This is a genomic window from Alphaproteobacteria bacterium (assembly GCA_030739735.1).
GTDB lineage: Bacteria > Pseudomonadota > Alphaproteobacteria > UBA7887 > UBA7887 > UBA7887.
On record JASLYQ010000017.1, the window covers coordinates 29693 to 54592 of the forward strand.

General features: G+C 60.9%; 26 protein-coding genes and 1 pseudogene. 11 read left to right on the forward strand and 16 right to left on the reverse strand.

All coding sequences use genetic code 11. The features are described 5' to 3' along the window. Window positions 1–8: 8 nt before the first annotated feature. The 5 genes from QF629_09450 to efp all read right to left on the reverse strand — a co-directional run bounded on the left by QF629_09450 (window position 9) and on the right by efp (window position 5021). Window positions 9–1160 carry a peptidoglycan -binding protein gene (locus tag QF629_09450; protein ID MDP6013754.1) on the reverse strand — a complete coding sequence of 384 codons (1152 nt, stop codon included), beginning with the start codon at window positions 1158–1160 and terminating at the stop codon, window positions 9–11. A gap of 18 nt (window positions 1161–1178) precedes the next feature. Further along, entirely contained in the window at window positions 1179–2486 is a 1308-nt protein-coding gene (locus QF629_09455; protein MDP6013755.1) for a flagellar motor protein MotA, read from the reverse strand. A gap of 80 nt (window positions 2487–2566) precedes the next feature. Then, window positions 2567–3616 (reverse strand): OmpA family protein, encoded by a 1050-nt coding sequence (locus QF629_09460; protein MDP6013756.1) that lies wholly within the window; start codon window positions 3614–3616, stop codon window positions 2567–2569. A gap of 49 nt (window positions 3617–3665) precedes the next feature. Further along, complete coding sequence (locus tag QF629_09465) at window positions 3666–4448, reverse strand: inositol monophosphatase family protein (protein ID MDP6013757.1); 783 nt, start codon at window positions 4446–4448, stop codon at window positions 3666–3668. 6 nt (window positions 4449–4454) lie between these two features. Then, window positions 4455–5021 (reverse strand): elongation factor P, encoded by a 567-nt coding sequence (gene efp / locus QF629_09470; GenBank protein MDP6013758.1) that lies wholly within the window; start codon window positions 5019–5021, stop codon window positions 4455–4457. A 133-nt stretch (window positions 5022–5154) separates the two neighbouring features. On the opposite strand from efp, the gene QF629_09475 reads away from it, so the two are divergent. From QF629_09475 to QF629_09495, 5 genes are all read left to right on the forward strand, one after another. After that, window positions 5155–5325: a hypothetical protein gene (locus QF629_09475; GenBank protein MDP6013759.1), complete on the forward strand. Its 171-nt coding sequence runs from the start codon at window positions 5155–5157 to the stop codon at window positions 5323–5325. A gap of 273 nt (window positions 5326–5598) precedes the next feature. Further along, complete coding sequence (locus QF629_09480; GenBank protein ID MDP6013760.1) at window positions 5599–6618, forward strand: IS5 family transposase; 1020 nt, start codon at window positions 5599–5601, stop codon at window positions 6616–6618. A 248-nt stretch (window positions 6619–6866) separates the two neighbouring features. After that, on the forward strand, window positions 6867–7418 hold the full coding sequence (locus QF629_09485) for an SCP2 sterol-binding domain-containing protein (protein MDP6013761.1): 552 nt from the start codon (window positions 6867–6869) through the stop codon (window positions 7416–7418). A 1-nt stretch (window position 7419) separates the two neighbouring features. Further along, window positions 7420–8421, forward strand: coding sequence for a peptidase U32 family protein (locus QF629_09490; protein ID MDP6013762.1), 1002 nt, complete (start codon window positions 7420–7422; stop codon window positions 8419–8421). Then, complete coding sequence (locus QF629_09495; GenBank protein MDP6013763.1) at window positions 8418–9317, forward strand: U32 family peptidase; 900 nt, start codon at window positions 8418–8420, stop codon at window positions 9315–9317. The genes QF629_09490 and QF629_09495 overlap by 4 nt, the downstream gene beginning before the upstream one ends. Window positions 9318–9588: 271 nt before the next feature. Here the strand turns inward: QF629_09495 and thiE are convergent, their stop codons facing one another. The 3 genes from thiE to QF629_09510 form a co-directional block, all read right to left on the reverse strand. Beyond that, window positions 9589–10251 (reverse strand): thiamine phosphate synthase, encoded by a 663-nt coding sequence (thiE, locus tag QF629_09500; GenBank protein MDP6013764.1) that lies wholly within the window; start codon window positions 10249–10251, stop codon window positions 9589–9591. Continuing rightward, window positions 10248–11168, reverse strand: a complete 921-nt coding sequence (locus QF629_09505) for a class I fructose-bisphosphate aldolase (GenBank protein MDP6013765.1) — start codon at window positions 11166–11168, stop codon at window positions 10248–10250. Before QF629_09505 ends, thiE begins: the two co-directional genes overlap by 4 nt. Window positions 11169–11232: 64 nt before the next feature. After that, entirely contained in the window at window positions 11233–12072 is an 840-nt protein-coding gene (locus QF629_09510) for a branched-chain amino acid aminotransferase (protein MDP6013766.1), read from the reverse strand. Between the two features lie 1426 nt (window positions 12073–13498). Here QF629_09510 and QF629_09515 point away from each other — a divergent pair. Beyond that, window positions 13499–14491 (forward strand): quinone-dependent dihydroorotate dehydrogenase, encoded by a 993-nt coding sequence (locus QF629_09515; GenBank protein ID MDP6013767.1) that lies wholly within the window; start codon window positions 13499–13501, stop codon window positions 14489–14491. Here the strand turns inward: QF629_09515 and QF629_09520 are convergent. Both QF629_09520 and QF629_09525 read right to left on the reverse strand, forming a co-directional pair. After that, window positions 14488–15381: a prephenate/arogenate dehydrogenase family protein gene (locus QF629_09520; GenBank protein ID MDP6013768.1), complete on the reverse strand. Its 894-nt coding sequence runs from the start codon at window positions 15379–15381 to the stop codon at window positions 14488–14490. The two genes, QF629_09515 and QF629_09520, sit on opposite strands and share 4 nt — an antisense overlap. A gap of 10 nt (window positions 15382–15391) precedes the next feature. Beyond that, window positions 15392–16246, reverse strand: coding sequence for a chorismate mutase (locus QF629_09525; protein ID MDP6013769.1), 855 nt, complete (start codon window positions 16244–16246; stop codon window positions 15392–15394). Between the two features lie 203 nt (window positions 16247–16449). Here QF629_09525 and QF629_09530 point away from each other — a divergent pair, with 203 nt between their 5' ends. Both QF629_09530 and metW read left to right on the forward strand, forming a co-directional pair. Then, window positions 16450–17598 carry a homoserine O-acetyltransferase gene (locus QF629_09530; protein MDP6013770.1) on the forward strand — a complete coding sequence of 383 codons (1149 nt, stop codon included), beginning with the start codon at window positions 16450–16452 and terminating at the stop codon, window positions 17596–17598. Beyond that, window positions 17595–18245, forward strand: coding sequence for a methionine biosynthesis protein MetW (metW, locus tag QF629_09535; protein MDP6013771.1), 651 nt, complete (start codon window positions 17595–17597; stop codon window positions 18243–18245). The genes QF629_09530 and metW overlap by 4 nt, the downstream gene beginning before the upstream one ends. 569 nt (window positions 18246–18814) lie before the next feature. On the opposite strand, the gene QF629_09540 is transcribed toward metW, so the two are convergent. The 5 genes from QF629_09540 to QF629_09560 form a co-directional block, all read right to left on the reverse strand. Beyond that, window positions 18815–19483, reverse strand: coding sequence for a class I SAM-dependent methyltransferase (locus tag QF629_09540; protein MDP6013772.1), 669 nt, complete (start codon window positions 19481–19483; stop codon window positions 18815–18817). Window positions 19484–19721: 238 nt separating this feature from the next. After that, complete coding sequence (locus tag QF629_09545; protein MDP6013773.1) at window positions 19722–20123, reverse strand: carboxymuconolactone decarboxylase family protein; 402 nt, start codon at window positions 20121–20123, stop codon at window positions 19722–19724. Window positions 20124–20154: 31 nt separating this feature from the next. Further along, entirely contained in the window at window positions 20155–20880 is a 726-nt protein-coding gene (gene phbB, locus QF629_09550; GenBank protein MDP6013774.1) for an acetoacetyl-CoA reductase, read from the reverse strand. 71 nt (window positions 20881–20951) lie between these two features. Next, window positions 20952–22157: an alpha/beta fold hydrolase gene (locus QF629_09555; protein ID MDP6013775.1), complete on the reverse strand. Its 1206-nt coding sequence runs from the start codon at window positions 22155–22157 to the stop codon at window positions 20952–20954. Further along, a complete protein-coding gene (locus QF629_09560) occupies window positions 22102–22275 on the reverse strand; it encodes a hypothetical protein (protein ID MDP6013776.1) in 174 nt (57 codons plus the stop codon). The genes QF629_09555 and QF629_09560 overlap by 56 nt, the downstream gene beginning before the upstream one ends. 105 nt (window positions 22276–22380) lie before the next feature. Between QF629_09560 and phaR the strand changes: the two genes are divergently transcribed. The 3 genes and pseudogenes from phaR to QF629_09575 all read left to right on the forward strand — a co-directional run bounded on the left by phaR (window position 22381) and on the right by QF629_09575 (window position 24097). After that, window positions 22381–22971: a polyhydroxyalkanoate synthesis repressor PhaR gene (phaR, locus tag QF629_09565; protein MDP6013777.1), complete on the forward strand. Its 591-nt coding sequence runs from the start codon at window positions 22381–22383 to the stop codon at window positions 22969–22971. 25 nt (window positions 22972–22996) lie between these two features. Next, window positions 22997–23116, forward strand: a pseudogene (locus QF629_09570) (SDR family NAD(P)-dependent oxidoreductase). Between the two features lie 51 nt (window positions 23117–23167). Continuing rightward, window positions 23168–24097 carry an aminotransferase class IV gene (locus QF629_09575; protein ID MDP6013778.1) on the forward strand — a complete coding sequence of 310 codons (930 nt, stop codon included), beginning with the start codon at window positions 23168–23170 and terminating at the stop codon, window positions 24095–24097. On the opposite strand, the gene QF629_09580 is transcribed toward QF629_09575, so the two are convergent. Continuing rightward, a complete protein-coding gene (locus QF629_09580; GenBank protein ID MDP6013779.1) occupies window positions 24066–24890 on the reverse strand; it encodes an enoyl-CoA hydratase/isomerase family protein in 825 nt (274 codons plus the stop codon). The genes QF629_09575 and QF629_09580 overlap by 32 nt on opposite strands. Between the last annotated feature and the right edge of the window lie 10 nt (window positions 24891–24900).

The window sequence follows — 24900 nt, forward strand, 5'->3', positions numbered from 1 at the left end:
CACCCTTACTATCGCTCGGTAAGTTTCAGCTCAATGCGCCGATTCTGGCGGAAGGCCTCGGTGGTCTCCTGGTCATCGAGCGGATGAAACTCACCAAATCCCGTAGCAGCCAACCTCTCCGGCGGCACGCCACTAGCAACTAATTGGTTGGCAACGATAATCGCACGAGCGGAAGAGAGCTGCCAGTTATTCTGAAACTGCGGTGTGTTTATGGGGCGCTTGTCCGTATGCCCGTCGATGCGCAAGATCCAGTCTACGTCCTCGGGAATCTCGACGGTGATATCGAGCAGCAGTGAGGCAAGATCTGTGACTTGCCGCCTACCGGCGGGTCCGAGATCTGCCGAGCCAGAATCAAACAGCACGCCCGACTGGATCACGAAACGGTCGCCCTCGACAGAGACGTCGCTACGACCGGCCAGCACTTCGCGTAAGCGACCGAAGAATTCCGAGCGGTAGCGCGACAATTCCCCAACCTTGCTAGCAAGCGCAATATTGAGCCGGCTGCCAAGATTGGCAATCTGGATATCACGCTCCGCAACGTCAGCCACCGCAATATCGAGTGCGTTCTGAATAGCGGCTAGTTGCATCCGAAGCTGGGCGATTTGTTGGTTGAGCAGGGCCACCTGACGCTGAGCATTGGTTGATATTCGCCGCTGCTTGGCAAAAGCTCGCCGCGCCTCGGCCGCTTCCAAACTGAGATCCTGCTCGTTGGCTTGGGCCGCCTCCAGCATCGCCATGGCCGCGGCCAGCTGCAACTGTATATCCTTGACCGTTTCGTCCTGGGTACTAGCGGAAATTCCTGCCTCTTCGAGCAAACGCCGCAGCGCTTCCTTGTCGGCCGAAAGCACCGTCACCCTCTCCCGTAACGCATCGCGCTCGGTCGTGGACGACCGTAATTGCGCCGAAAGCTGATTGAAATCGCCCCGCAGCTCATTATTCGCCTGCTTCTCAAGTCCCAGAAGCTGCTGCAGGGCCACCACCTCCTCCGACAGCTGGGCTAGGGCGGCATCACGACCAGACAGGGCACGGCCGAGAAAAAACTCCGATAGCACGAAAACGACGATAAGAAAGATCAACACCAACAATAGCGTCGACAGGGCATCGACGAAGCCAGGCCAGATGTTCGACGATTGTGAGACACGGCGCGAGCGCACGGCCATTTAGCGAGCCCTCCCTGCTCACGACCCGTCGTCGTCGCGGCGCGGTGACGTTGGCGCGCGCACGGTTATCCGCGGCCCCACCCGCTCCGTTGGGGCATCGGCCCGCAGCGCGGGCTGGGGCGGGGGTGTCGCTGCCAGGCCGGTAGCAGCAGATGGCGTAGGTGGCGGCGGGGTCTCACCAGCTGGGGACTGGTCTCTGGCCATCGCAGCAGCGATAGTGCGCGCCAACAACTTGATCTCGCTGCGCAGCTCATTGGCGAGCTGCTGGCGCCCATTGATGGCCTCCTCCAACAGGCGTGTCACGTAGACGTCGAGATTGCGGATATGGTCGCGAGAAGCTTCGTCGAATCCGCTGTCCTGACCAGTAGACTCTGCGATCCGCTGCAAGACCGGCCTGATGTCAGATTGACCCTCGACCAGCTTGACCATAAGATTCTGCTCAGAGCGCATTTGGTCGGTCAGGGTGGCAAGTTTCTCGGTCAGCTGCAGAATGTTCGAGTTAGCCGCGCGCCTGTCCTCCTCACCGCGAGAAAGCGTGCGTTGCAGTTCCTCCAGCGAGTCTGCGGTTTGCTCAAGAAGCGCCTGCACATAGACCGGCATCGACTGATCACCCTCGCCGACAGCGCCGCCGCTGCCCAGCCGCGTAACACTTGACAGCCATTCTTCTAGGTCGTTGTAGAACTGGTTCTGCGCCTGACCCGACTGGAGATCGAGAAAGCCGAGCACCAACGAGCCGGCAAGGCCGAACAGCGAGGACGAAAATGCCGTCCCCATGCCACGCAAAGGCGCGTCGAGTCCCTGCTTCAAGGCGGCAAAGGTAGCGACGATATCCTCGTCCGCTATGGCCAGGCTTTGGATCACCGAGCCAACCGAGCCGACGGTATCCAACAGGCCCCAAAAGGTGCCGAGCAGACCGAGAAAAACTAGCAAGCCGATCATGTAGCGCGTTATGTCGCGCGATTCGTCGAGCCGCGCGCCGATGCTGTCGAGCATCGAGCGCATCGCCATCGTCGACAGCATCATTTTGCCCTTGCGATCCGACAGCATCTTGGCCATCGGCGCTAGTAGGTTCGGCGGCGCCTGTGAGGTCGAAGTGGCCTTGCTGTCGGCGCGGAAGGTCTCGATCCAGCGTGCTTCGGGGCGGAGGCTCAACACCTGACGGAAACTGTGGCCGATGCCGATCAGCAAGACGCCAAGGATGAGGCCGTTGAGCGGCGGGTTGGCCGTAAAGGCCCCGAGCAATTGCTCGAGCAGGACGAACACCACCGCCACGGAAAGCAGCAGAAACGCGATCATGCGGACGAGAAAACGGCGGGAACTATTCATAGGCTCGCATCACGCCTTGCTGAGACAGTATCGGGTTAGCGCTATGTGGTAATTGCCACCGCGTTTCGCCAGCTGGATTCTCATCGCACAGTAATGACATCGACCCGGTCAGGCGGACCGCTTTCATACTTTGCCCCGAGGGCACGAACATCGATGCGCGTCGAATTGACGCCAGTATGGATGAGGAAGGAGCGGACCGCCAAGGCGCGCGACAGCGACAGACGCCGTGCCGCGCTGGCAACACTGTGCTCGGCACTGGCATAGGCCTTGAGCTGCAATCGCAGTGCTTCGTTCACCGTCAGGCTGGCGGCTAACTCGCGCAAGGGACCCTCGGCCTCAGGTGAGAGTTCGGCGCCGCCAGGCACAAACGGGATCAGCAACGCCACCCCGGAGCCCGGGAGGGGCGCCACCGCAGCAACAGCGGTCTCAGGTGCTGCAGCCCGCCCCGGTCCGGCAACAGGACCTGGAGCCGAGGCAGGCTCAGCTGCTGGCTCGGGCGTGGTATCTGGCACGGATGGCAGCGCTGGCACGGTCTCCGAGGCCTCCTCGGCCGTCGCGGTCGGTGAAATCTCCGGCGCCTCAACCTCGCTACGGGCTATATCGACGACAGGTGGCGGGGCTTCCGGCGCAGATGGCACCGTGACCACCGACGACCGCTCTGGCGCTGGCATTGGATCCGGCAGCGGCTGCACCGTGACCACTGGCGACACTTCACGGTCCAGTGGGGTCGGCGTCGTTGTTTCGATCGTTGAGGGCCGGCGCAGTACAATTGGCGCGGGCGATGACAAGATCGCGGGGACACGCCCACCATCAGGCACCAAGCCGATCAAGCGTGAGCGCAGCGGCCCCAAGGCCGGATCGTAGAGCGGTAGCCCATCGGAGCCGATGCCCTGACCGAACCCGCCGGCACGGTATGGCGAGCCCCGCTGCACATCAAAAATATTGGTCTCATTGACCTCCGCTGCCGGGCCACCACCGCCTACTATGACGGTCTCCTGGGCAGATACCGCACCAGCAAACGCATACAATATAGCCGCGAGGAACACCCCGCGCAGTCCCGACGCCATCGCTCTCATGCCGGACACGGCCAAGCCCTCGAACCCGAGCGGCCGCCAAGCGACCGCCGCCACAGACAGTCTCCTGGGAATCATAGCCCGAGAAGCTGGGTCGAACAACCGCTTATGGTGTAGCAGGTGGCTGTGCCACCTGCGAGAGAATCGCAGCGAGATCGCGACCGATAAAACCATTGCCAGCCACCATGGCCCCGGTGGTCGGCGAAACTGCTTCCACCAAGCCGCCGGCTTCCCGCACTATAAGCTCGCCGACCGCGGCCACCACGGGGGCAACACCAGCACCCCAGAAGCCATCGAAACGGCCGCAAGACACGGCAGCCAGGTCAAGCGCCGAGCAACCCGTCTGGCGAGTCAGAGCGCCCTTAGCTGCTAGGGTGCTCAACCAAGCCGCGTGCACGGCAGTATCGCCGGACGGTGGTGCCAGCGCGACCAGCGCTTTAGCCACGGCGCCATGAGCAGAAACGCGCATGCGCTGGTGATTAGCGTAGGCACCGATGCCGTCCTCGGCCCAATGCAGAATATCGCGCAACGGGTCGTAGATGGCGCCAGCCACGATGCGCCCTTCCTCGCGCAGGCCGATGACGATGGCGAACCAGGGCAGGCCGCGGCCGAAATTACGCAGGCCCGCAACCGGAGCTAACAACCAGGCTGGCTCACCAACATCGCCAAGCGCCATATCGCCGCGGATCACGCGATGGCCGCGTCGCACCCGGGTAAGCTCGCGCAGTAGGCCGTCCTCGGCCCGCGATAAGGCAGCTGCAGCAAACTTACTCGGTCCTTTGGGGCTTGATTGTAGTGATTCGATCTCACCGAAGTCGCGATTGAGGCCGCGCGCAACCTTGACCACGGCCCCGGCAATGACGTTGACGACCGCCGAGCGCTGAGCCATCCGCGGCTAGTCCTTGGCCCGCTCGGCGTAAGTCGCTTCGGCGATATTGACGACGATGCGCGCGCCTACCTCAATATGGGGCGGCACCATGACGCGCTCACCGTTCTCCAGCAACGCCGGCTTGAAGCTTGAGGCCGCGGTCTGCCCTTTCACCACGGGCTCGGTCTCACTGACGGTTATGGTCACGGTATCGGGCAGCACGACACCGATAGGTTGACCCTCAAACATCTCCACGGTCAGCTCCATGCCTTCCTGCAGGAAAGGCAAGCCGACTTCGATCAGGCCCGTCTCGATCATGATCTGTTCATAGGTCTCGCCATCCATCAGCGTGAGCAGCTCACCGTCGGCATAGAGATACTGATACGGCTTCTGTTCGAGATAGGCGCGCTCCACGGTCTCGGCGGCGCGGAAGCGCTCGTTCAGCTTGGTGCCGTCGCGCAGATTTTTCATCTCGACCTGATTGTAGGCACCGCCCTTGCCGGGCTGGGTTGCCTGGGTGCGCGCAACGCGCCAGAGAGCGCCTTTGTGCTCCAACACCATACCGGGACGCACGGCATTGCCGTTGATTTTCATTATTCGCTCGGAGGGTATGAGAGGATATTAGGAACCGGAGCAGACCCTACCAGCATGCCCCGGAGGAGGCAATGGCGAGCCGGTCGGGACAAGGAAAGTCAATGGGGAAATTTGCGTAATACCGACCTTTCTCTTGGATACCGCCATACTCACTCACGTTGCGAGCGTGATCTCGCCAATCGGCTTCACCGTGCGCGATCAGCTGCTGCTGCACCGCCTGATCGCCATCAACGCCGGCGGTAAAATCGGCGTCTCGACAAAACCCGATGGCTCTTTCTCATCGACGATCGGTCCGCACCACTGATGGATGAAGATTCTCTTAGCTATGGGCGAACGTGTCGAACCGGCAGTGGCGGAAGGGAGTCGCTCGAGGCCGCGCTGGCGGCCAAGGTAACGGCGGACTTCGACACCCGCTGGACTAACGGTCTGGCTTCTTCATCAACAAGAACGATCTGGTAACGACGATTTATATGAAGGGCGCCTCGATAAATCCCATTGTCTGGGCCTACTGGGGTAGAATCCGGGGGACTTAACGCGGAAGTGGGGCGGCGGCCATGGGCCAGATGGGTTTTTCGACATTGCTAAGCGGTACGCGGGCCTTGACGCCAAGAACGATCCGCTGGCGAGGATCGACGAGGTTGTTGCGTGGGACGTCTTCCGGCCCCGGCTGGAGGCGGCTTGGCGCAAGCCGCCCGAGCAACGCAAATCGAAGGCTGGTCGCAAGCCGTGGGACGTGGTGGTGATGTTCAAGGCTATCGTGCTTTGCGAGCTTTACAACCTGTCGGACGAACAGGTCGAGTTCCAGCTTCGTGATCGCCTTTCCTTCGTGCGGTTCTTGGGCTTGGGGCTTGAGGACCCGGTTCCGGATGCCACGACGGTGTGGGTCTACCGGGATCTGCTAGCGCAAGCAGGTCTGGTGGAGCCCCTGTTCGACGAGTTCGATGGCTTTTTGAAGGAGCGGGGTTGGTTGGCGATGGGCGGCCAGATCATCGACGCCTCGATCGTGCCGGTTCCGAGGCAGCGCAACCGGCGTGACGAGAACACGACGATCAAGGAGGGCAAGACGCCCGAGGACTGGGAGAAGCAGCCGGCCAAGCGTTCCCAGAAAGACACCGACGCGCGTTGGACCAAGAAGCACGGCAAGAGCTATTTCGGCTACAAGAACCACGTGAGCGTGGACCGCCGGCACAAGCTGGTGCGGCGCTACCATGTAACGGACGCGGCGGTGCACGACAGCCAGGTCCTGGACGAAATCCTGGATGGGGACAACACGTCGTCTGAGGTTTGGGCGGACAGCGCCTATCGGTCGGCGGAGATCGAGGCGAAGCTGAAGGGGAAGGGGCTGAAGAGCCGGATCCACCGCAAGGGCCGCCGCAACAAGCCGCTGAACGAGCGGGAGAAGCTGGGCAACAAGACCCGCTCGAAGGTGCGGGCGCGGGTCGAGCACGTGTTCGGCGCCCAAAGCAACGACATGGGTGGGCCGCTGGTGCGGGCCATCGGGCTGACACGGGCCAACGCGCGCATCGGCCTGAAGAATCTTGCCTACAACATGCGCCGTCTGGTGGTGTTGGAGCGCCTCGCGGCGGCGCCGACATGACGGAGTTCAGGGGAGGAGTCTGCCCGAAATACGCGCTTTGGCATCAAATCAACCACTCAAGAGCAAGCGCAGGCCAGCACCCCCAAGGCACGATGACGTCCGTCACCTCATCTGGCCCTCTGGCGAGCATTTATCGAGGCGCCCTGAAGCTTAGCGGCAATGGCTGACGCTGGTCTGGCTTGACCCACATCAATACGCCGCGACAGCAGAACAGCTAGAGGTGGTCTACTGAGCTCAGGAGACTGCTCATGGTCGACGATTCCAGCCGTGGTACCGTGCCAGAATTCGTCCAAACACTGATACGTCCACTGCCACGCCTGCCGCTCACGCTGGTGTTGACGCGGATCGTACGGCGGTTCGGTGCTCGCCGGCCCGAGGTTTTCGAGCGGCTGGCGGAATACGATCCACTCACCTTGCTAATCGATCCCTCCGATTTGCCTTTCAGCTTCCGCGTACGACTCGCCGGCACGCGCTCACAGGTCGATGTCGTCGGCAAAACCGCGCCTTGCGAAGCAGCCACGCGAGTGCGCGCGTCCCTGCTCGTGCTGATGGGTCTGCTCGACGGTACCTACGATGCCGACGCACTGTTCTTCTCGCGCGATCTGACGATCGAAGGCGACACTGAGGCCGTGCTTGCCCTGCGCAACGCTATCGAGGAAGCCGAACTGACCCCGGCCGAGTTGCTCGGCTTGACCGGCCTACCGGCGCACCTGCTCGACCGCACCGCGGGCGATAGCCTGGCACTATTGCGCCGGCAACTCGGCGCACCCGCGCCATCGCACGTAGCAAGAGGACAATAGGGTGGCAGCGGTACAGAGCGCCGAACTGGTCTGCCCGGCCGGTACCCCCGCTGCCTTGCGAGCCGCTGTCGCGGCCGGCGCGCATGCAGTCTATTGCGGCTTTCGAAACGAGACCAATGCGCGGAACTTTCCCGGCCTGAACTTTTCCGAGTCCGAGCTTGCCAATGCCGTGGAATTCGCGCACGGCCGCGGCTCCCGCGTCTTCGTCACGGTCAACACCTTCGCCCGCGCCGGCGCGGTGGATCTTTGGCGACAAGCGGTGGATGCGGCGGCAGCGGCCGGCGCCGATGCCATTCTGGCATCGGATATCGCCGTACTCGACCACGCCGCCACACGGCACCCAAATCTGCGCCTGCATCTCTCGGTACAGGCCGCCGCCGGTACGCCCGAGGCGATCGGCTTCTATGCGGAAACTTTTGGCATCAAGCGCGCGGTACTGCCACGGGTTCTCAGCGTCGAGGAGATTGCGCGCCTCAATACCGAGATCGATGTCGAGACAGAGGTCTTCGTCTTCGGCGGCCTTTGCGTCATGGCGGAGGGGCGCTGCGCGCTGTCATCCTATGCCACAGGCAAATCGCCCAATCTCACGGGTGTCTGTTCGCCGCCCAGTCATGTCAACTATATCGAAGACGAGGACATGCTGACCGCCAAGCTAGGTGGCTTCACCATCGACCGCTTTGCCCCCGACGAACCGGCCGGCTATCCCACCTTGTGCAAGGGCCGCTTCATTACCAAAGGCTGTGCGTCGCACCTGTTCGAGGACCCAGTCACCCTCAATGCGGCAGCGCTCCTGGTAAGCCTCTATCGCGCCGGGGCCTCTGCCTTCAAGATTGAAGGCCGGCAGCGAGGCAAAGCCTATGTCACCCAAGTGGTGAAAGCCTTCCGCTCCGCGGTCGATTCCCTCGACGATGACGAGGCCGCAGCGGCCGTGGCGCCGCGCCTCGCGACTTTGACCGAGGGTGGTCGCCAGACTGCCGGTGCCTATCGCAAGGTGTGGCGATGAGCGATCGTATTTTGCTCTCACTCGGCCCCTGCTTCTTCAATTGGTCAACGAACGATCTCGCTAACTTCTATGCCCGTATCGCCGACGAAGCGCCCGTGGACCGCGTCTATCTCGGCGAGGTAATTTGCGGCAAGCGCATGCCGTTCACCGATCCCCTATGGCCAGGGCTGATCGAGCGGCTGGAGCGTGCCGGCAAGTCGGTGGTGGTATCGATGCTAGCGCTTCCGACGACGACGCGCGAGCGCGCAGCCATGCAGGAGCTTGTTACGCTCGATCGCGCCGTCGAGATCAACGATGTCTCGGGGATTGCCGCGCGCGAAGGTCGGCCGAGTGTCGCCGGGCCGTTTCTCAATATCTACAACGAGGTCGCCCTGACTGCGCTAGCGGCGCACGGCATCGACTGCTGGTGCCCGACGGTCGAGCTACCGCTTGCGTCAATTACCACTGTGGCGCAGGCCTGCCCCGATATCGAGGTAGAGTTGTTCGCCTTCGGGCGCCTACCGTTGGCCGTCTCGGGCCGCTGTACACACGCGCGCTTACACGGGCTAAACAAGGATTCCTGTGGCTTCGTCTGTGAGAACGACAAGGAAGGCATGGCCGTCGAGACACTTGATGGACGGGCGTTCCTTGCTGCCAACGGTATTCAAACCCTGTCAGCGAACGTACAGTGCACTCTGATGACGACGGAAGCCCTGCAAACCGCAGGCGTGAGCCGATTGCGGCTATCGCCACACAGCGTGGATATGATCGTGGTGGCAAGAATCTATCGCGCGATGCTCGATCGCGAGCTAACCCCGACGGAAGCGGAAAACTGCCTCACCGAGCTTTCGCTCCCAGGCGAGCCGTGCAACGCCTATCTCGCCGGCGAACCCGGCTGGCAGAAGATCCCCGTCTAATCGGCATCCTCAGCCAGAAAGCTGCGCACTTCTTCCGCGAAGCGCGCCCACCCTCAGCTGTTATATGTTCATGAAAGACGGCACTGTAGTCGTCGAGCACGGCGATGGTCACCAACTTGTCATCGCTCATCAGGCGCGAATAGCCCATTACACCCGCCGCTTGGATTCCGGCAACCCGCTCCGTGATGTCGTCTTCGAGTATCCCGTCCTCGCTCACGCCCCAATGCCCCTACGCCAGGGTGAGATAACTCGGTTAGGCGATAGGGTTTTCTCAACTTTGGCGCAATTCAAGATCGCGTCGCGCCATCCCTTTGTCGATCTTGGCGTTATAAGCGCGCACAGCGGCCCCCGGGCCAGGTCGGTAATCCCAGATGCCGGAGACAACGGCGAGAAAGTCGGCACCGGCCTCAACCAAATCGCCGCAGTTCTCTGCCGTGATGCCGCCGATGGCAACGCAGGGTACAGTGACCATAGCCTGCCACCAGCGTAGCAGGTCGAGGTCGGCGCGAGTCGGCGGGATCTTGGTGGCGGTAGGGAAGAAGGCGCCGAACGCGATATAGTCGGCGCCGGCCTCAGCAGCCTCGAGCGCCAGGTGACGGGAGTCGTAACAGCTCACGCCAACGATGGCATCAGGACCGACGGCGGCGCGAGCGTCCGCGTAAGAGCCGTCCTCGGCGCCAATATGCACACCGTCAACGCCGAGCGCAGCGGCGAGGTCAGGCCGGTCGTTGACGATCAGGGCAACGTCGCTGGCGTGGCAGAGGGGACGCGCAGCCTCAACCGCACGCGCTATCTCCGTGTCGTCGACGTTTTTTAAGCGGACTTGCAGGCAGGCGATATCGCCTCCGGCCAGCGCCTCGCCGAGGCGATCAACAAAACTCTCGTCAAGGTGTGGCGGCGTGATTAGGTAGAGGCGGCAGCGGTCTTCCGTCACGCCTTGCCCTGGTAGATCTTGATGATTGTGTCGAGCATAGCCAGTGCTTCCTCCCGCGGGCGCTGGAAGGTGTTGCGGCCAATGATAGAGCCGTTGGCACCGCCGTCGCGAATCTCGCGGATCTCAGTTAACAACCCATCTATGCCTTTGGCCGAGCCACCCGAGAAAACGACTATGCGCCGTCCGTTAAAGGCTGAGGTCATAACGTGAGAGATGCGTGCACTGAGCGTCGAGATATCGATCTTCTCCGCCTCGTAGACTTTACGCGCCTCGTCCTGCTCAATGTGGTCGGTGGGCGGCTTGACCTTGATGATATGGGCGCCGAGCAGGGCCGCCATCTGTGCCGCATAGGCGCAAATATCAACCGCTGTTTCGCCCGCTTTTGACAGGTTACCGCCCCGGGGATAGGACCAGACAACCACGGCAAGACCAACCGACTTTGCCTCTTCCGCCAACTCGCGCAACTCCTCGATCATCTCGAACTGCTCTTCGGAGCCGGGATAGATGGTGAAGCCGATGGCGGCGCAGCCTAACCGCAGGGCGTCGCCAACAGTGCCGGTCACGGCCTGGTCCTTGGTTACGGCGAGACTGTTGGCGTTGTTGACCTTTAGAATGGTCGGTACGGCGCCAGCAAAAGTATCAGCGCCAGCCTCGATCATGCCAAGCGGCGCCGCATACGCACTCAAGCCCGCATCGACGGCCAGCTGATAGTGGTAATGGGGGTCGTAAGCCGGCGGGTTGGATGCAAAGCTGCGCGCCGGGCCGTGCTCGAAGCCCTGGTCTACAGGCAGGATGACAAGCTTGCCCGAACCAGCGAGGCGTCCGTTCATCAGAATGCGCGCCAGATTGGCCTTAGTACCCGGTGTATCACTCTCATAATTAGCGAGCATCTTGCGGACTCGCTGCGTGATTTTCATGCTGCCCTCCCAGTGACTGATCGGCCCCGGTCTAGCCCAGCATGCAGCGCTTTGCAATTACACGCTAGACCCGCGCGCCAGCGGCGAAATCGAAGTACAGCTCGCGCGCGCGGCGAAAGACGGACCCAGGTTGAAAACGCCGTTCGTCGACGCGGGTTACGGGCAGCACCTTGCCGAGATTGCCGGTCGAGAAAACCTCGTCGGCGGCCAGCAATTCCGCCACCGTAACTACCTGCTCGCGCACCTCGATGCCGTCGGCCCGCAGCAGATCACGCACCCGGCGGCGGGTGATTCCCGAAAGAAACGTGCCGTTAGCGGCCGGCGTGATAGCGACACCGTCTTTGGCAAACCAGAGGTTCGAGGTACCGAACTCGACCACCTCACCGCGGCCATCGCGCATGACCACGTTATCGAAGCCTTGCTGCGTTGCCTCGCGCAGGGCCAACGAGGTATTGGGGTAGAGGCAGGTAGCCTTGGCCGCGGTCGGCGCCATGTCCGGATCAGGCCGGCGAAAGCGCGAGACACAGGTGGTAAAACCCCTGGGCTCAGGCATCGACGTCTCGAACAAGGTGAGCGAGAAGCGCGCCCCGCCCTCAGGCATGAGAAAACCTTCCTCGGCGAACAGAGCCGGACGGATATAGAGCTCTGCGTCGTCCGGAAAGCGTTGGATGCCCTCGATTGCGAGTACCGCGATCTCCTCCGCCGTTATCTCGGTCTGCAGTCCCATTACGGCGGCCGAATTGATCAAACGCTGGCAATGGCGGTCGAGGTCAGGCGCCTGGCGCGAAAAAGCACGCGCGCCATCAAACACCATCGCGCCGTGCATGAAGCATTGCGACATCGGCCCGACCACGGCCGGGCTGCCGTCAACCCACTCTTCTTGCCAATAGGTCAGTATTGCCACGACCTTCCTCCTGGCCAGGGCATAGCAGATAAAGGGGGTAACTGAAAAACGTGCAATCTGTAATACCAAGCTGGCAGCCACCCCTGTAGCTGAGGGAATTGGCGTGGTATTTTCTTGCTGGCTGGGTAAGTGCTAATTAACAACGGTTTTGTGTCCCATCGTCTGGTGGCTCGGAATATCGTCCTCTCACACTGAATAACGGCATTCGGGGACGCCAATACGGCATAAGTGATACAACGTTGGTCAAGGCGGTACATGGAAATGAGTTTGGTGTGTTCTGATGAGTCTAGCGTCAGACTGTAGGTAGATTTCTCAGCAAAAAAAGGGGGGGTAGAAAAGGTATTTATTTTTAGTTAATCGACGATAAATGACAGGAGATATCTCGAAAATAACTAAGAGAAACATGGGTGGTAGTTTACAAATTAATGAGAATGGGCTGGCAACCCAAACCTGGACCGACAATCTTTTTTCTATCACGAAAAAAGTGCATGGATTTCTGCCATTGATGGAGCAGAAATCGGATGGAGAAGAAGCAAATTGCTTTTTGGACTCTTTGTGATTTCTAGCATTCTTCTCATTGGGGAATTGCACATACTCTACGGCAATTTCACTCTTTCTCAATCAGAGACGCTGAAATCTATTCAGAGCACTGACTGGCTGGTAGCATTTGTTATTTTCACAGTTATTTTTTTGGCATTTTTCTACCTTAAAAACGTCGGTTGCTTAGAATTTTTGCTGGAACGATTGTACTTGAAGAGCAGGTAAAGAAGAGTCATCAAGATGCCTTAGAATTTATCAAAAAGCTGGAATTAGCAAGGGATAAATACGAAAATTTATGTAATTTATCTGAAAATAAAACAATAGATAATATAATATTTAATAGAAATCTGGATTAAAATTTCTCGAAACTTCATGAATTTCTAAAAATATTTTAATAATATTTTGGAAATCAAATATAGTTTTTTAAACATATACGAAATTATTTTTCTCACCAACATAGCCTCTAATGGCTCAGAAATTCCTAGGTTATGAGGAGTATCTACCAATTGGAAGAGGGGTCATAATGTTTCAGAGAACGGAACGGTTTGCAAACAGAGGACACTGAGTGCAAACTGAAAAATTCAGAGTGCCCGCATTTCATGCGTTAAAGTGCATAAATTAAATCGGCACACCCAGCGCAAGGAAGGAAGACAGGGGACGATGGGGAGGGGACCACAACAATCATCCCCCGTCTTCCCTGCCCCAACCCGGAGCCGGTGGACCTGTCCGGTGGGTGGAGCGTTTCGCTGGGTGCCCAGGTGGGCATGAGAAACATGGGGCCCAGCTGCGGCGAGCGCTTGACCAAAGCTGGGTCAGGACAAGGTCATTTTGTGACAAAAACAAGGCGACACTGGTCTGCTAGGTCGGCGTGAGTTAGCCTAAGCTCATGACAGCGCTCGCCAATTTCGCAACCTGTGCGCTACATCGCCTACCCGCCGAGATGGCCCACCGGATTGCCGTCAGCGCCCTTGCCGCCGGCCTTGGCCCGCGCGCGGCAACCGACCCGTCCGCTCTCAGTGTCAAGCTCTGGGGGCTCACCTTCCCCAATCCTATCGGTATCGCCGCCGGCTTCGATAAAGACGCCGAAGCCTATGCTGGGTTGCTGCGCGCGGGCGCGGGATTCGTGGAAGTCGGCACAGTGACGCCACACCCGCAGGGCGGCAACCCGCGCCCGCGCCTCTTTCGTCTACCCGCCGACGGCGCCGTAATCAACCGCATGGGCTTTAACAACCGGGGCATGGCAACGACGGCCCAGCGCCTTGCGAGGCGCGACCGGAGCGCCGGCATCGTCGGCGTAAATATCGGCCGCAACAAGGACGGCGACGACAGCGACTACAAAACCTGCTTCAAGACCATGGCGCCACTCGCCGACTACATCACCGTTAATGTCTCCTCGCCCAACACCTTGGGTTTGCGCCAATTACAAGGCCGCGACGCCCTCTCCGCCCTTATCGAATCCCTGCAGGAGGCGCGAACACGCCTCGGCCTGACCCTGCCGCTGCTGGTCAAGATCGCGCCCGATCTCACCCATGAGCAGCGCCAGGACATCGCCGACGTAGCACTATCGAGCGACCTCGACGGCTTGGTCATCAGCAACACCACGATCGCCCGCGCAGATACCCTGCAAAGCCGCGCCCGCAGCGAGAAAGGTGGCCTAAGCGGGCGCCCCCTCATGGCACCCTCAACAGCCCTGCTAGCAGAAATGCATCAGCTCACCGAAGCCAAGCTCCCCCTCATCGGCACCGGTGGCATCGCCAGCGCCGCAGACGCCCGCGCCAAGATCGCGGCCGGCGCGACGCTTGTACAGCTCTATACAGCGCTGACCTATCGGGGTCCCAGACTGATCAGAGAAATCAAGCGAGGGCTGGCAACCGCCTAGGCCTGCTCCGCCTCTATGACGCCGCGGCGTACGGCGCGGGTTTCAGTGAAAAGCTCTTCAAGAAAGTCGCCTTCGCCGCGGCGTATAGCACGTTGTACGCGCGTCAGGTCCTCGTTGAAGGTGGCCAGCATCTCCAGCACCGCCTCGCGGTTGGCGAGAAAGACGTCCCGCCACATGACCGGATCTGAGGCAGCAATGCGGGTGAAGTCGCGAAAGCCCCCGGCAGCGTATTTGATCACTTCCTTCTTGGTGCGGTCCTCAAGATCGCTGACCGTGGCTACAATATTATAGGCTATCAGATGGGGAATGTGCGAGGTGATAGCGAGCACTACGTCGTGATGCTCCGGGTCCATTATATCGACGCGACTACCGATAGCGCGCCACAGCGCCGCGACGCGCTCTATTGCGGCCGCATCGGTCTCAGGCGTCGGCGTCAGCACGCACCAACGGCCCTCGAAAAGCTCGGCAAAGCCTGCATCGGGCCCGGAATGCTCGGTGCCGGCGATGGGATGGCCGGGCACAAAACTGACACCATCCGGCAGCAGTGGCTGCACTACTTTGATCACCGAGCCTTTGACTGAGCCCACATCGGTGACGATGACACCGGGCGCAAGACCCGGCGCGATGGCCGCTGCGACGGAACCACTCGCGCGCACAGGTACGGCGAGGACCACCAGATCGGCGCCACTCGCGCACTCGGCCGCATCGTCGAACACCACATCAACGATGCCGAGCTCCGCCGCACGAGCGCGGGTCTCGGCACTGCGCGAGGTTGCCACGACCTCAACCGCCAGGCCATGCGCACGAATGGCGCGGGCCAGCGAGCTCGCGATAAGACCGATACCGATCAGCGCGACGCGCTGAAACAATGGCTCAGCTGTGTCAGACATCACGCCTCGGCTATGACACAGGCCGGGCATAGGCGCCTAGAACGACAGCGCGCACGACAGCTTCACCGGCATGGTTGCGATAGGCTTCGAGGCGGCGATCGTCGCGCGCTAGGAAGCCCTCGACCGAGACCAGATACATGGCATACCCCTCTTTCTCGGGATCTTGCCAAGCGGCCATCCAGTGGACATCGAGACCGCTTTCTGCAAGACCTGTGAACACCTGGTCGCGACTAATGTCGGCAACGCGCTCTATGCCGACTAGGCTGACATCGTCCTCGGTCTCCTCTGGCTCGATCATGGCGACGGCAAAGGCTACCGGCAGATCACCTTCTCCCATCCTCTCGTAAAAGGGAAGCCGAGCAATGATCTTTGGCGCACCCTCACCATCGACAACCAGAGCCCGCCACCAGGGGTCGGACTCCTCACCTTCAGGCACTGGTAAAATGCCAACAGAAATATTGCCATTCCTAATATCCGAGACAATCTGGCTCACCGCTGAGTATTTGTGCAGCGGCGTGCCGACACCGAATTGATCCTGTGCCAGTCCGCAATATATATCGAGACCCTCTGGCGCAAAGGTGGCAATACTAAAATCACCTTGCAATGCTACTTGAGCTGAGAGCAGCTCACGCCAGATACGAACCAGCACCGGCCGCGGGAAGGGGCCGGAATGCCGCGCGAGAAGACGCCGTAGAATAGCCGCCTCGCGACCTGGCCTGAGCGCAAGCGTTACTACCTCGGAACGCCGCTTGAGAGCACCAACCTCGGATACGATATCTGTCCGGCGCATCAAGAGATCGTGAATCTGGTCGTCAATCCGATCAATCTCACGGCGTAGATTGTCGAGCGGTTGGTCCTTGGCCATGCCTAGTTCGAATGTGCTGTTTTGTGGGAGATCGTGGCGCCAAGTGTACAAGGACACCGGCGCGGGGAAAAGGGAAACCGCACATGCAAGGCAATCAAAGAAAGCGTTGACAGAGGCGCGGCGACGCTCCTACCAATGCGGTGTCCCTACGCTAAAGAGTCAATCCGATGGGCCAGCCTGAGACGTTCGAGGCCCGGGTGGCCATGCACCCGGGTGGCGCAGTCGAGCATCACCCCGCCGTCATTCTCGGCGAGAACAAGCCGTTGCGCCTCGCCAGCGGCGCAGAGCTTGGCCCCTTTACGGTTGCCTATCAGACTTGTGGCACGCTCAATGCGGACCGCAACAATGTGGTATTGGTATGCCATGCCCTGACTGGGGACCAATACATGGTCGGTACCCACCCCATCACCGGACGCCCCGGCTGGTGGCAGGACATGATCGGCCCGAGTAAGCCTTTGGACACCTCACGATATTTCATCATCTGCGCCAACGTGCTCGGCGGCTGTATGGGCACGACAGGTCCCGCCGACATCCATCCCAAGAGCGGCAAGCCCTATGGCATGCGCTTTCCCCTGATCACCATCGGGGACATGGTAGAGGCGCAGGCGATGTTACTTGACCACCTGGAGATCGATAGCGTGCTTGCCGTGGTCGGCGGCTCCATGGGCGCCATGCAAGCGCTGGAGTGGGCACATCGCTATCCGGAGCGCGTCTACGCCTCGGTGCCCGTCGCCGGGTCGGCGCGACACACCGCCCAGAACATTGCCTTCAACGAAGTCGGACGACAGGCGATCATCTCCGACCCCAACTGGCATGACGGTGATTACTCAGCCCGTGGCACGCGCCCGGCACAAGGCCTAGCCGTGGCGCGCATGGCCGCCCATATCACCTATCTCTCCGACGAGGCCCTGCATCGCAAGTTCGGCCGTGGTCTGCAGGATCGCGACCAGGTCACCTACGGTTTCGAGGCGGATTTCCAGGTCGAGAGCTATCTGCGCCATCAGGGTCGCACATTCGTCGAGCGCTTCGATGCCAACTCCTATCTCTACATCACGCGGGCGATGGACTATTTTGACCTGACGGCGGAGCACGACGGCTCTCTGCAGGCGGCCTTCACGGATACGCCGGTGCGCTTTTGCCTGATCTCATTTACCAGCGACTGGTTGTTCCCCACCGCGGAAAGCCGGGCCGTGGTGCACGCGCTGAATGCCAACGCCGCCAATGTCAGCTTCGTCGAGATCGACACCGACAAGGGACATGACAGCTTCCTTCTGGATGTGCCGGAATTTCATACCATCCTGGCCGGCTTTCTCGACGGCGTTGCGGTCCAACGCGGGCTCGTGCGGCGGTGAACAACCAGACGCCGGTGACCGCGGCGGCCCGGGCAGCGCCAATTCGTGTGGACTTACAGCTCATTGCCGACATGGTCGAGCCGGGCTGTCGCCTGCTCGACGTCGGCTGCGGCGACGGTGCGCTGCTGCGCCATTTGGTGCAGAACAAGAGCGTCGACGGCCGCGGCATCGAGATCAGCCGCGAAGGAGTGAACGCCTGCGTGCGCGAGGGTTTATCAGTAATCCAGGGGGATGCGGACACCGACCTCGCGGACTATCCCGACGATGCCTTCGACATGGTGGTCCTGAGTCAGACCCTGCAAGCCACGCACAACCCGCGGCTGGTCCTGTTGCAGCTGTTGCGCATCGGCCATCAGGCCATCGTCTCTTTCCCCAATTTTGCCTATTGGAACTGCCGTTTACAGCTGGCCTTCGGCGGACGCATGCCGGTAACAGAGAGCCTCAACAATCCATGGTACACGACGCCCAATATCCACTTCTGCACCATTCGTGATTTTACGCGCCTGTGCCGCGACGAAGCCATCATCGTAGAGCGCAGCTATGGGTTGAAGAATGACGGCTCGAAAGGTGGATTTTCAGGAGACGGCCTGTTCGCCAACGTGCTCGGCGAACAAGGGGTCTTTCTGCTAAAACGGGAACCTCTCTAAAACATATTTTGATGATGCGCGACTGCTGAAATCGAGCTTGTCGCCCACGCTTTCTGAGAGCTTCCAGCTAATGCTCAAACCGATCCCGGCGCATGCGATCTTGGATATCTCCATACCGAGCCGCGAGAAAGGCTCGCCAATCCACCGGTATTCTCTGGCCAATATCGGCAATCTCTGTCCACAAGACCTGCCCGTTATTGAACGAGGCGCCAACCCTGACCCTGCCACCCGACCAATATACTTGACGGCATCGGATAGCAGGTTGAGCAGTACTTACTTCAGATAATTCATACAGGCCCTGACCAAACTATCCTCTGAGAACTCATCATTAACAGTTAGGGTTTCTCATTATGGTGAGCAGGAGCTTGCACGGGTACCAGATACCCCCCCAGAGTTTGCGTGGATTCAATATCGATCAGAGACATATCGAGCTGACCGGTCTCTATCTTCGACAAAACCAAAACGTCATTGACCAGTGCTAAAAGATGCTAGCCGACGAGAAAAACCCACTCAACATGGGTTCTCTGCTCGTCTTTCGACGGTTGATCCGGGTAGTTCCACGGCAGAGATCACTTTCCAAATACTACCGGGCTCGTCTTGGGGTGACGGCCACGAGTTTCGGCCCGCAGAGTGGTGCCGACATAGACCTGTTTCTCGACCTCGGAGACAAGCACGCCCGAGAAGGGCCGTGCCCAACGCTCACCCAGGTGCTCCCAGGCCGGAGCCAGGCGCAACAGGGCGCGGCGCCGGCTGGGCGGAACGTAGAGCGCGGGCGCATTGCGGATCGGCAGGAAGAGATTGTCCGTCAACACGCGGTCGAGTTGAGGCTGGCTGTAAGGGCGGCCGGCGCCAAACGGCGTACGCTCGAAGCGCGCCCACAAGCCGCGCCGGTTGGGCACTACCACCAGCAGCCGCCCGCCGCCGGCCAGCACGCGCCACACCTCTCGCAGCAACCGCCGCAGGTCTTCCGAATGTTCCACAGCGTGGATCAACAATATACGGTCAATCGAGGTGTCGGGCAGTGGCAGAGCCGCCTCTTCGCACAAACCCACCAACCCCGGCTCACCGACCGGCCACGGTGACGCTCCCTGGCGCTCTGGCATCAGGGCGACAACCCGCTCAGCCTGCTCCATGAAGGGTCGCAAGTACGGCGTGCCATAGCCCATCGCCAGCACCCGCATACCCGCAAGATCCGGCCACAACAGCCGCAGCCGCCGCCGGATCAGCCGCCGCGCCACCTGCCCCAGCCGCGAGCAGTAAAACTGCCTAAGTTCGGAAACGTCATGCCACATGGAGCAAAACTAGAACACCCGCCACCCTACCGACGAGAAAAATCCGGAATCCCAATCGGCGAGAGACGCATCGAGGCCCTGCTCCCAGACGCGCTGAAAGGTGCCCACCTGCGCCTCAGTCCATTCGACAAGGCGATATCGACGAGATCGCGTAAGATCGGATTGCCGCCTTGCCGGTCGTGCCTCACGGCGTCTTGTGATAAACGTCGTCGACCTCAACCTGGTAGCCGTTGGCGAGCCGATTGGTCTGGTTGAACATGCCGACCACAGCCAAAAGCTCGCCCAGCATTTCATCATCCATGCCAAGCTTACGGGCAACAGCGGTGTGGGAGGCGATGCAGTATTCGCAGCCGTTGGTGGCGCTGACAGCAACCGCAATCATCTCTTTGGTCAGGCGGTCGAGGCGACCGTCGACCATCACCGCCTCGATGCCGCGCCAGATGCGCTCCAGCGTTGGCGGGTGAGTCGCCAGCGTCTTCCAGATATTGGGCACGAAGTTTATGCCGCGCCTCTCCATGATCTCGTCATAGAGCGCGCGCACCGCCTCGCTCGCGTCGTCATATTCCACCATCGTCACGGTCGGCATGCGGATCTCCTCCTATGCTGCGAGGAGCAGCCTAGTACATATGCTGGCCACCGTTGATCGATAAAGTGGAGCCGGTAATGAAACCGGCGTGGTCGGCGGCCAGGAAGAGCACGCCGCGAGCGATCTCCTCGGCCTTACCGAGGCGACCGACGGGTATGCGGGCGACGATCTTCTCCAGCACCGTCTCGGGCACGGCAGCGACCATATCCGTATCGATATAGCCTGGCGCGATGGCGTTTACTGTGATGCCCTTTCCGGCACCTTCCTGGGCCAACGCTTTGGTGAAGCCATGGATGCCTGACTTGGCGGCGGCATAGTTGACCTGACCGTATTGGCCCGCCTGGCCGTTAATCGATCCTATATTGACGATGCGGCCGAAGCCTCTGGCGCGCATGGAATCGATGACCGCGTGGCTCATGTTGAAGCAGGAGCCGAGATTGGTATCGATCACTGCCTGCCACTGGTCAGGGCCCATCTTGTGCACGGTGGCGTCGCGGGTAATCCCGGCGTTGTTAACGAGCACCTCGACCGGGCCAAGCTCTTCCGTCACATTGGCGACGCCGACCTCGCAGGCTGCAAAGTCGGCAACGTCCCAGCGATAGACCACGACGCCATTGGCCTCGGCAAAGGCCTGGGCGCGCTCATCGTTGGACAGGTAGACTGCGGCCACATGATAGCCTGAGTCCCGAAGCATGATCGAAATAGCGGCGCCGATGCCCCGCGTGCCGCCGGTTACGATCGCAACCCGTTCCGTCATCGCAGCCTCCCTCGCCGCATTTGTGAAATGAATAGCGCCTGTTTATGTTGCGTTGCAACAAAAGACAACCGCTAAGTTGCCACCCCCTCGATCCAGTCGGCCAGAGGACGCCAGCAGGCGGCCTCGGCGCAGCTGCCGACGACCATGCCGATATGGCCCACCGGAACGCGCTGGCAGGCGGCGCCGGCGATAGCGTTGGCAAGTGCCGAAGCGGAGGCTGCAGGCACGATGCGGTCGCGTTCCGGGATCAGCGCCAGGCAGGGCAGTTGCAAGGCGGTAGGCCGCACCGGCGCTCCGTCAATACACCATTGCTCGCGTGCCGGCGTGTTCTCGCCGTACCAGCCGAGCAGACATTCGCGCGCCACCGGCGCTGCCAGCGGCACGCCGTCATTGAGCCAGTCCTCTATCTGAACAAAGCGCAGTGCAGCGTCGCTGTGGGAATCGAGACCGGCAAAGGCACGGAATTTATCCGCGACCTGCATAGGCTGTAGCGCCGCAAAGCAGGCCTGCAGGGCATCGACCGATAAGGTCTGGGCCGCAGCAAGTTGAGCTTCGAGCAATGGTCCAAGGGCACGCAAGGCGCCCCCACCGGCAGCATCGGCAAAGAAGTCCCAGGGTGTCGCCAGCAAGGCGAGTCCGGCCACGAGCTCAGGCCGTCTTTCGGCGGCAGCGACAGCAAGAGTGCCGCCCATGCAATAGCCCACCACGGGGACCGGGCCGACCGCTGCGGCCGCCTTGAGCGCCGGACACAAGCGCTGCACAATATAATCACTCAGGTCGAACGCCTGCTCAGTGCCCCGTGGCTCGCCCCAATCCAGCAAGAGCGGCCGCAGGCGGCGCGATGCCAAGTAGGCAGTGAGACTGTTCTTCGGCGCCAGATCAAGCACATAGGCCTTATTGACCAGCGACGGCACGAGAAGGACCCGTGCACCCGTGCCGCTTGGCGCCATGTCGAGCAGGCGCACGTTACCCTCCTGCCAGAGGACGGGCATATCCACCGCCTTGCGCCGATAGGGATGCGCCCAATAGGCTTCGATACCGGCAAGAAAATCAGTGTGACGCGCGGCAACCTCATTGGCAAGCGCTGCGCTCAGCTTTGCGGCATCGGCGGCGAGCAAGCTGTCGCAGAGGGTGGCAGCCTCGCCTGCCAGGGCCGGCGCCCACAGCATAGCACCGCTGCGCGCGGCACCGAGACCGGCCAGGGCCCCGAGCCAGACAGCGCTAGCGGCGCCGAGGTGCGCTGAGAGCGGCCGCGGGCCGATCCTTGCCGTCGCCATGTCCCGCCCCATCGTCGCCGAGCTGCACCGCCGCCGCCGCTATCGTGGCCTCGGCCTGAGCCTGCCAGAGCTCGAGAAACCGCACCGCTAGGGCGCGCATATCGGGGTCTGCGTCCATGGCACCACTATAAAGCGCGCGGGCCCAAGGAGGCCATGCTTTCCGCACTGCAACAATTTCGATATAGTCGCCGCGAGCGAGCGACAAGCAAGGAGATGCCTGGGCATGGCAAAAACAAAACCCGCTGACGGCGACGCGGTGGTCATCAAGAAATACGCCAACCGACGCCTCTACAATACCGCGACCAGCAGTTACGTCACTCTTGACGACCTTTGCGACATGGTCAAGGACGGCGTTGAATTCGTCGTCTACGACGCCCGCAGCGACGAGGACATCACTCGCTCGGTGCTGACCCAAATCATTTTCGAGCAAGAAGCCAAGGGTCATAATCTCCTGCCAATCAGTTTTTTGCGCCAGCTTATCGGCTACTATGACGACCGCCTGCACGCCGTGGTGCCACATTATCTCGAAGCCACCATGGAGGCCTTCGCGCGCAACCAAGAACAGATGCGCCAGCAAATGGAAGAGGCCTTCGGCGACCTCCTTCCCGTGCGCCAATTGCAGGAGCTTGGGCAGCAGAACATGGCCATGTTCCGGGATGCCCTGAGCATGTTCTCGCCACCTGGCGAGCACCCCAACGTCGGCTCAGAGACGTCGCCCAAGGGGGGCAGCGAGAACGCTTCCATGGACGCCTTGAAGCGCCAGGTTGAGCTCATCCAGGCCCGGCTCGATGCACTCAGCAGAAAAGAAGAATAGCTATACAAACAGGGGGGAACACATCATGCGCTTCAAAAACAAAGTGGTGTTGATCACGGCAGCGGCATCTGGCATGGGCCGCGCCGGCGCGCTTTTGTTCGCCGAGGAAGGCGCTAAAGTGGTCGCCGTCGATGTCGACGAGGCCGGCGTGGCGCTGCCCATCGACGGCGGCTATCTGGCAAAATAGGAGACGTGCATGTCAGACCTTGCCAATCAGCGAATCGTCTATTTCAACGGCGAGTACGTACCTGAGAGCGAGGCGCTACTGCCCTTCCGTGACCGCGGCTTTCGTTACGGAGATGCCGTATTCGACATGACGCGGACCTTCGGCGGACGCATCTTCAAGATCGAGGAACACATCAAGCGCTTATATAAGTCGCTGCGCTACGTGCAGATCGATCCGGGCCTCAGCGCCGACGAGGTCATTGCCATCAGCCACGAGGTGCTGGACCGCAACTGCCACCTGCTCGGCGAAGGCGACGATTACTGGGTCGGTCAGCGCGTCTCGCGCGGAACGGACGTGCCCGGCGGCGACATCGCCGCCCATTCAGGGCCGAACGTCATCGTCGAATGCACGCCACTACCTCTCGGGCCCCGCGCGCGGGTCTTCCGCGACGGCATCGACATCATCGTGCCCTCGGTGCGGCGCACCGCGCCTGATGCGCTAAGCCCCAACGCCAAGACCCACAATTACCTCAATCTCATCATGGGCGATCTCGAGGTGAAGGCGCGCGACCCGGAAGCCTGGGCCGTAACACTCGATGTCAACGGCAATCTCTGCGAAGGCATGGGAAGCAACATCTTCATTTTGCGCGACGGCGAAATCATCACGCCAAAAGTCAAATACGTGCTGCCCGGAGTGAGCCGGCAGACCGCCATCGACCTGGCGTGCGAAGAGGGCATCACCGTGATCGAAGAGGATATCTCACTCTACGACGCCTATAACGCGGACGAAGTCTTCCTCACCTCTACCAGTCTCTGCCTCTGCGGCGTGCGCACAATCAACGGCGTAACGATCAGCGACGGCTTACCGCCGGGAGAGATCACACAGCGCCTGACCGAGGCCTATGTGCGGCTAGTCGATTTCGATTTCGTCAAACAGTATCTGGATCGTCTGGCGGCATAGCCCGGATATCCCGCCTGCCAGCATTGAACGCGGCCATCTGAGCGATGGCCTCGTTCTGCATGACGGTGTCGCAGAACAGGGTGCGCTCGTCGGCCAGGCCCTCGTCGAGCGGGCGCGAGGTAGCTCCGCGTATCAGCCGCTTGATATGGGCGAGCGCCAACGGCGGCTTGGCAGCGAGGTCGTGCGCAACCGCAAGCGCCGCCTCGACCACGTTGCCGGCGACACACTGCCCGACCAAGCCCCATTTGGCCGCCTCCGCGGGCCCCACCGTGCGCCCCTGCAGAATCAGCTCGAGCGCCCTGCCCTCGCCGATCAGGCGCGCCAAACGCTGGGTGCCGCCGGCACCGGGCAGCAAGCCGATATTGATCTCCGGCAGGCCCAACCAATAAGGACCGTCTTTGGCCAGGCGGATGTCACAGGCCAGTGCAAGCTCGAAGCCGCCACCCATGGCGGTACCGTTGATCGCCGCGACGAAGGCCTTGGGCATTGTCGCGATACGGCGTAGGCACACGTGGTACGGCGATTCGGGAACGGCGCGCGAGGTATCGAATTCGAGGTCGCGCGCCGCCAAGTCTCGGCCCAAAGTTTCCAGCACCCCGACATCGTAGTGACGCACAAACACGTCCGACAGCCCACCCGTAAGCACCACCGCGCGCACGGTTGCATCAGTGTCGACCTCGTCGAGGACTGTCTCGAGTTCGGACTCGGTCTCCGCATCCATGTAGCCATGCGGCGGATTGGCGATGGTCGCTATCAGCACCGCGCCGTCTCGCTGTGTGGTGATCTGGCTCATGACTCCTCCC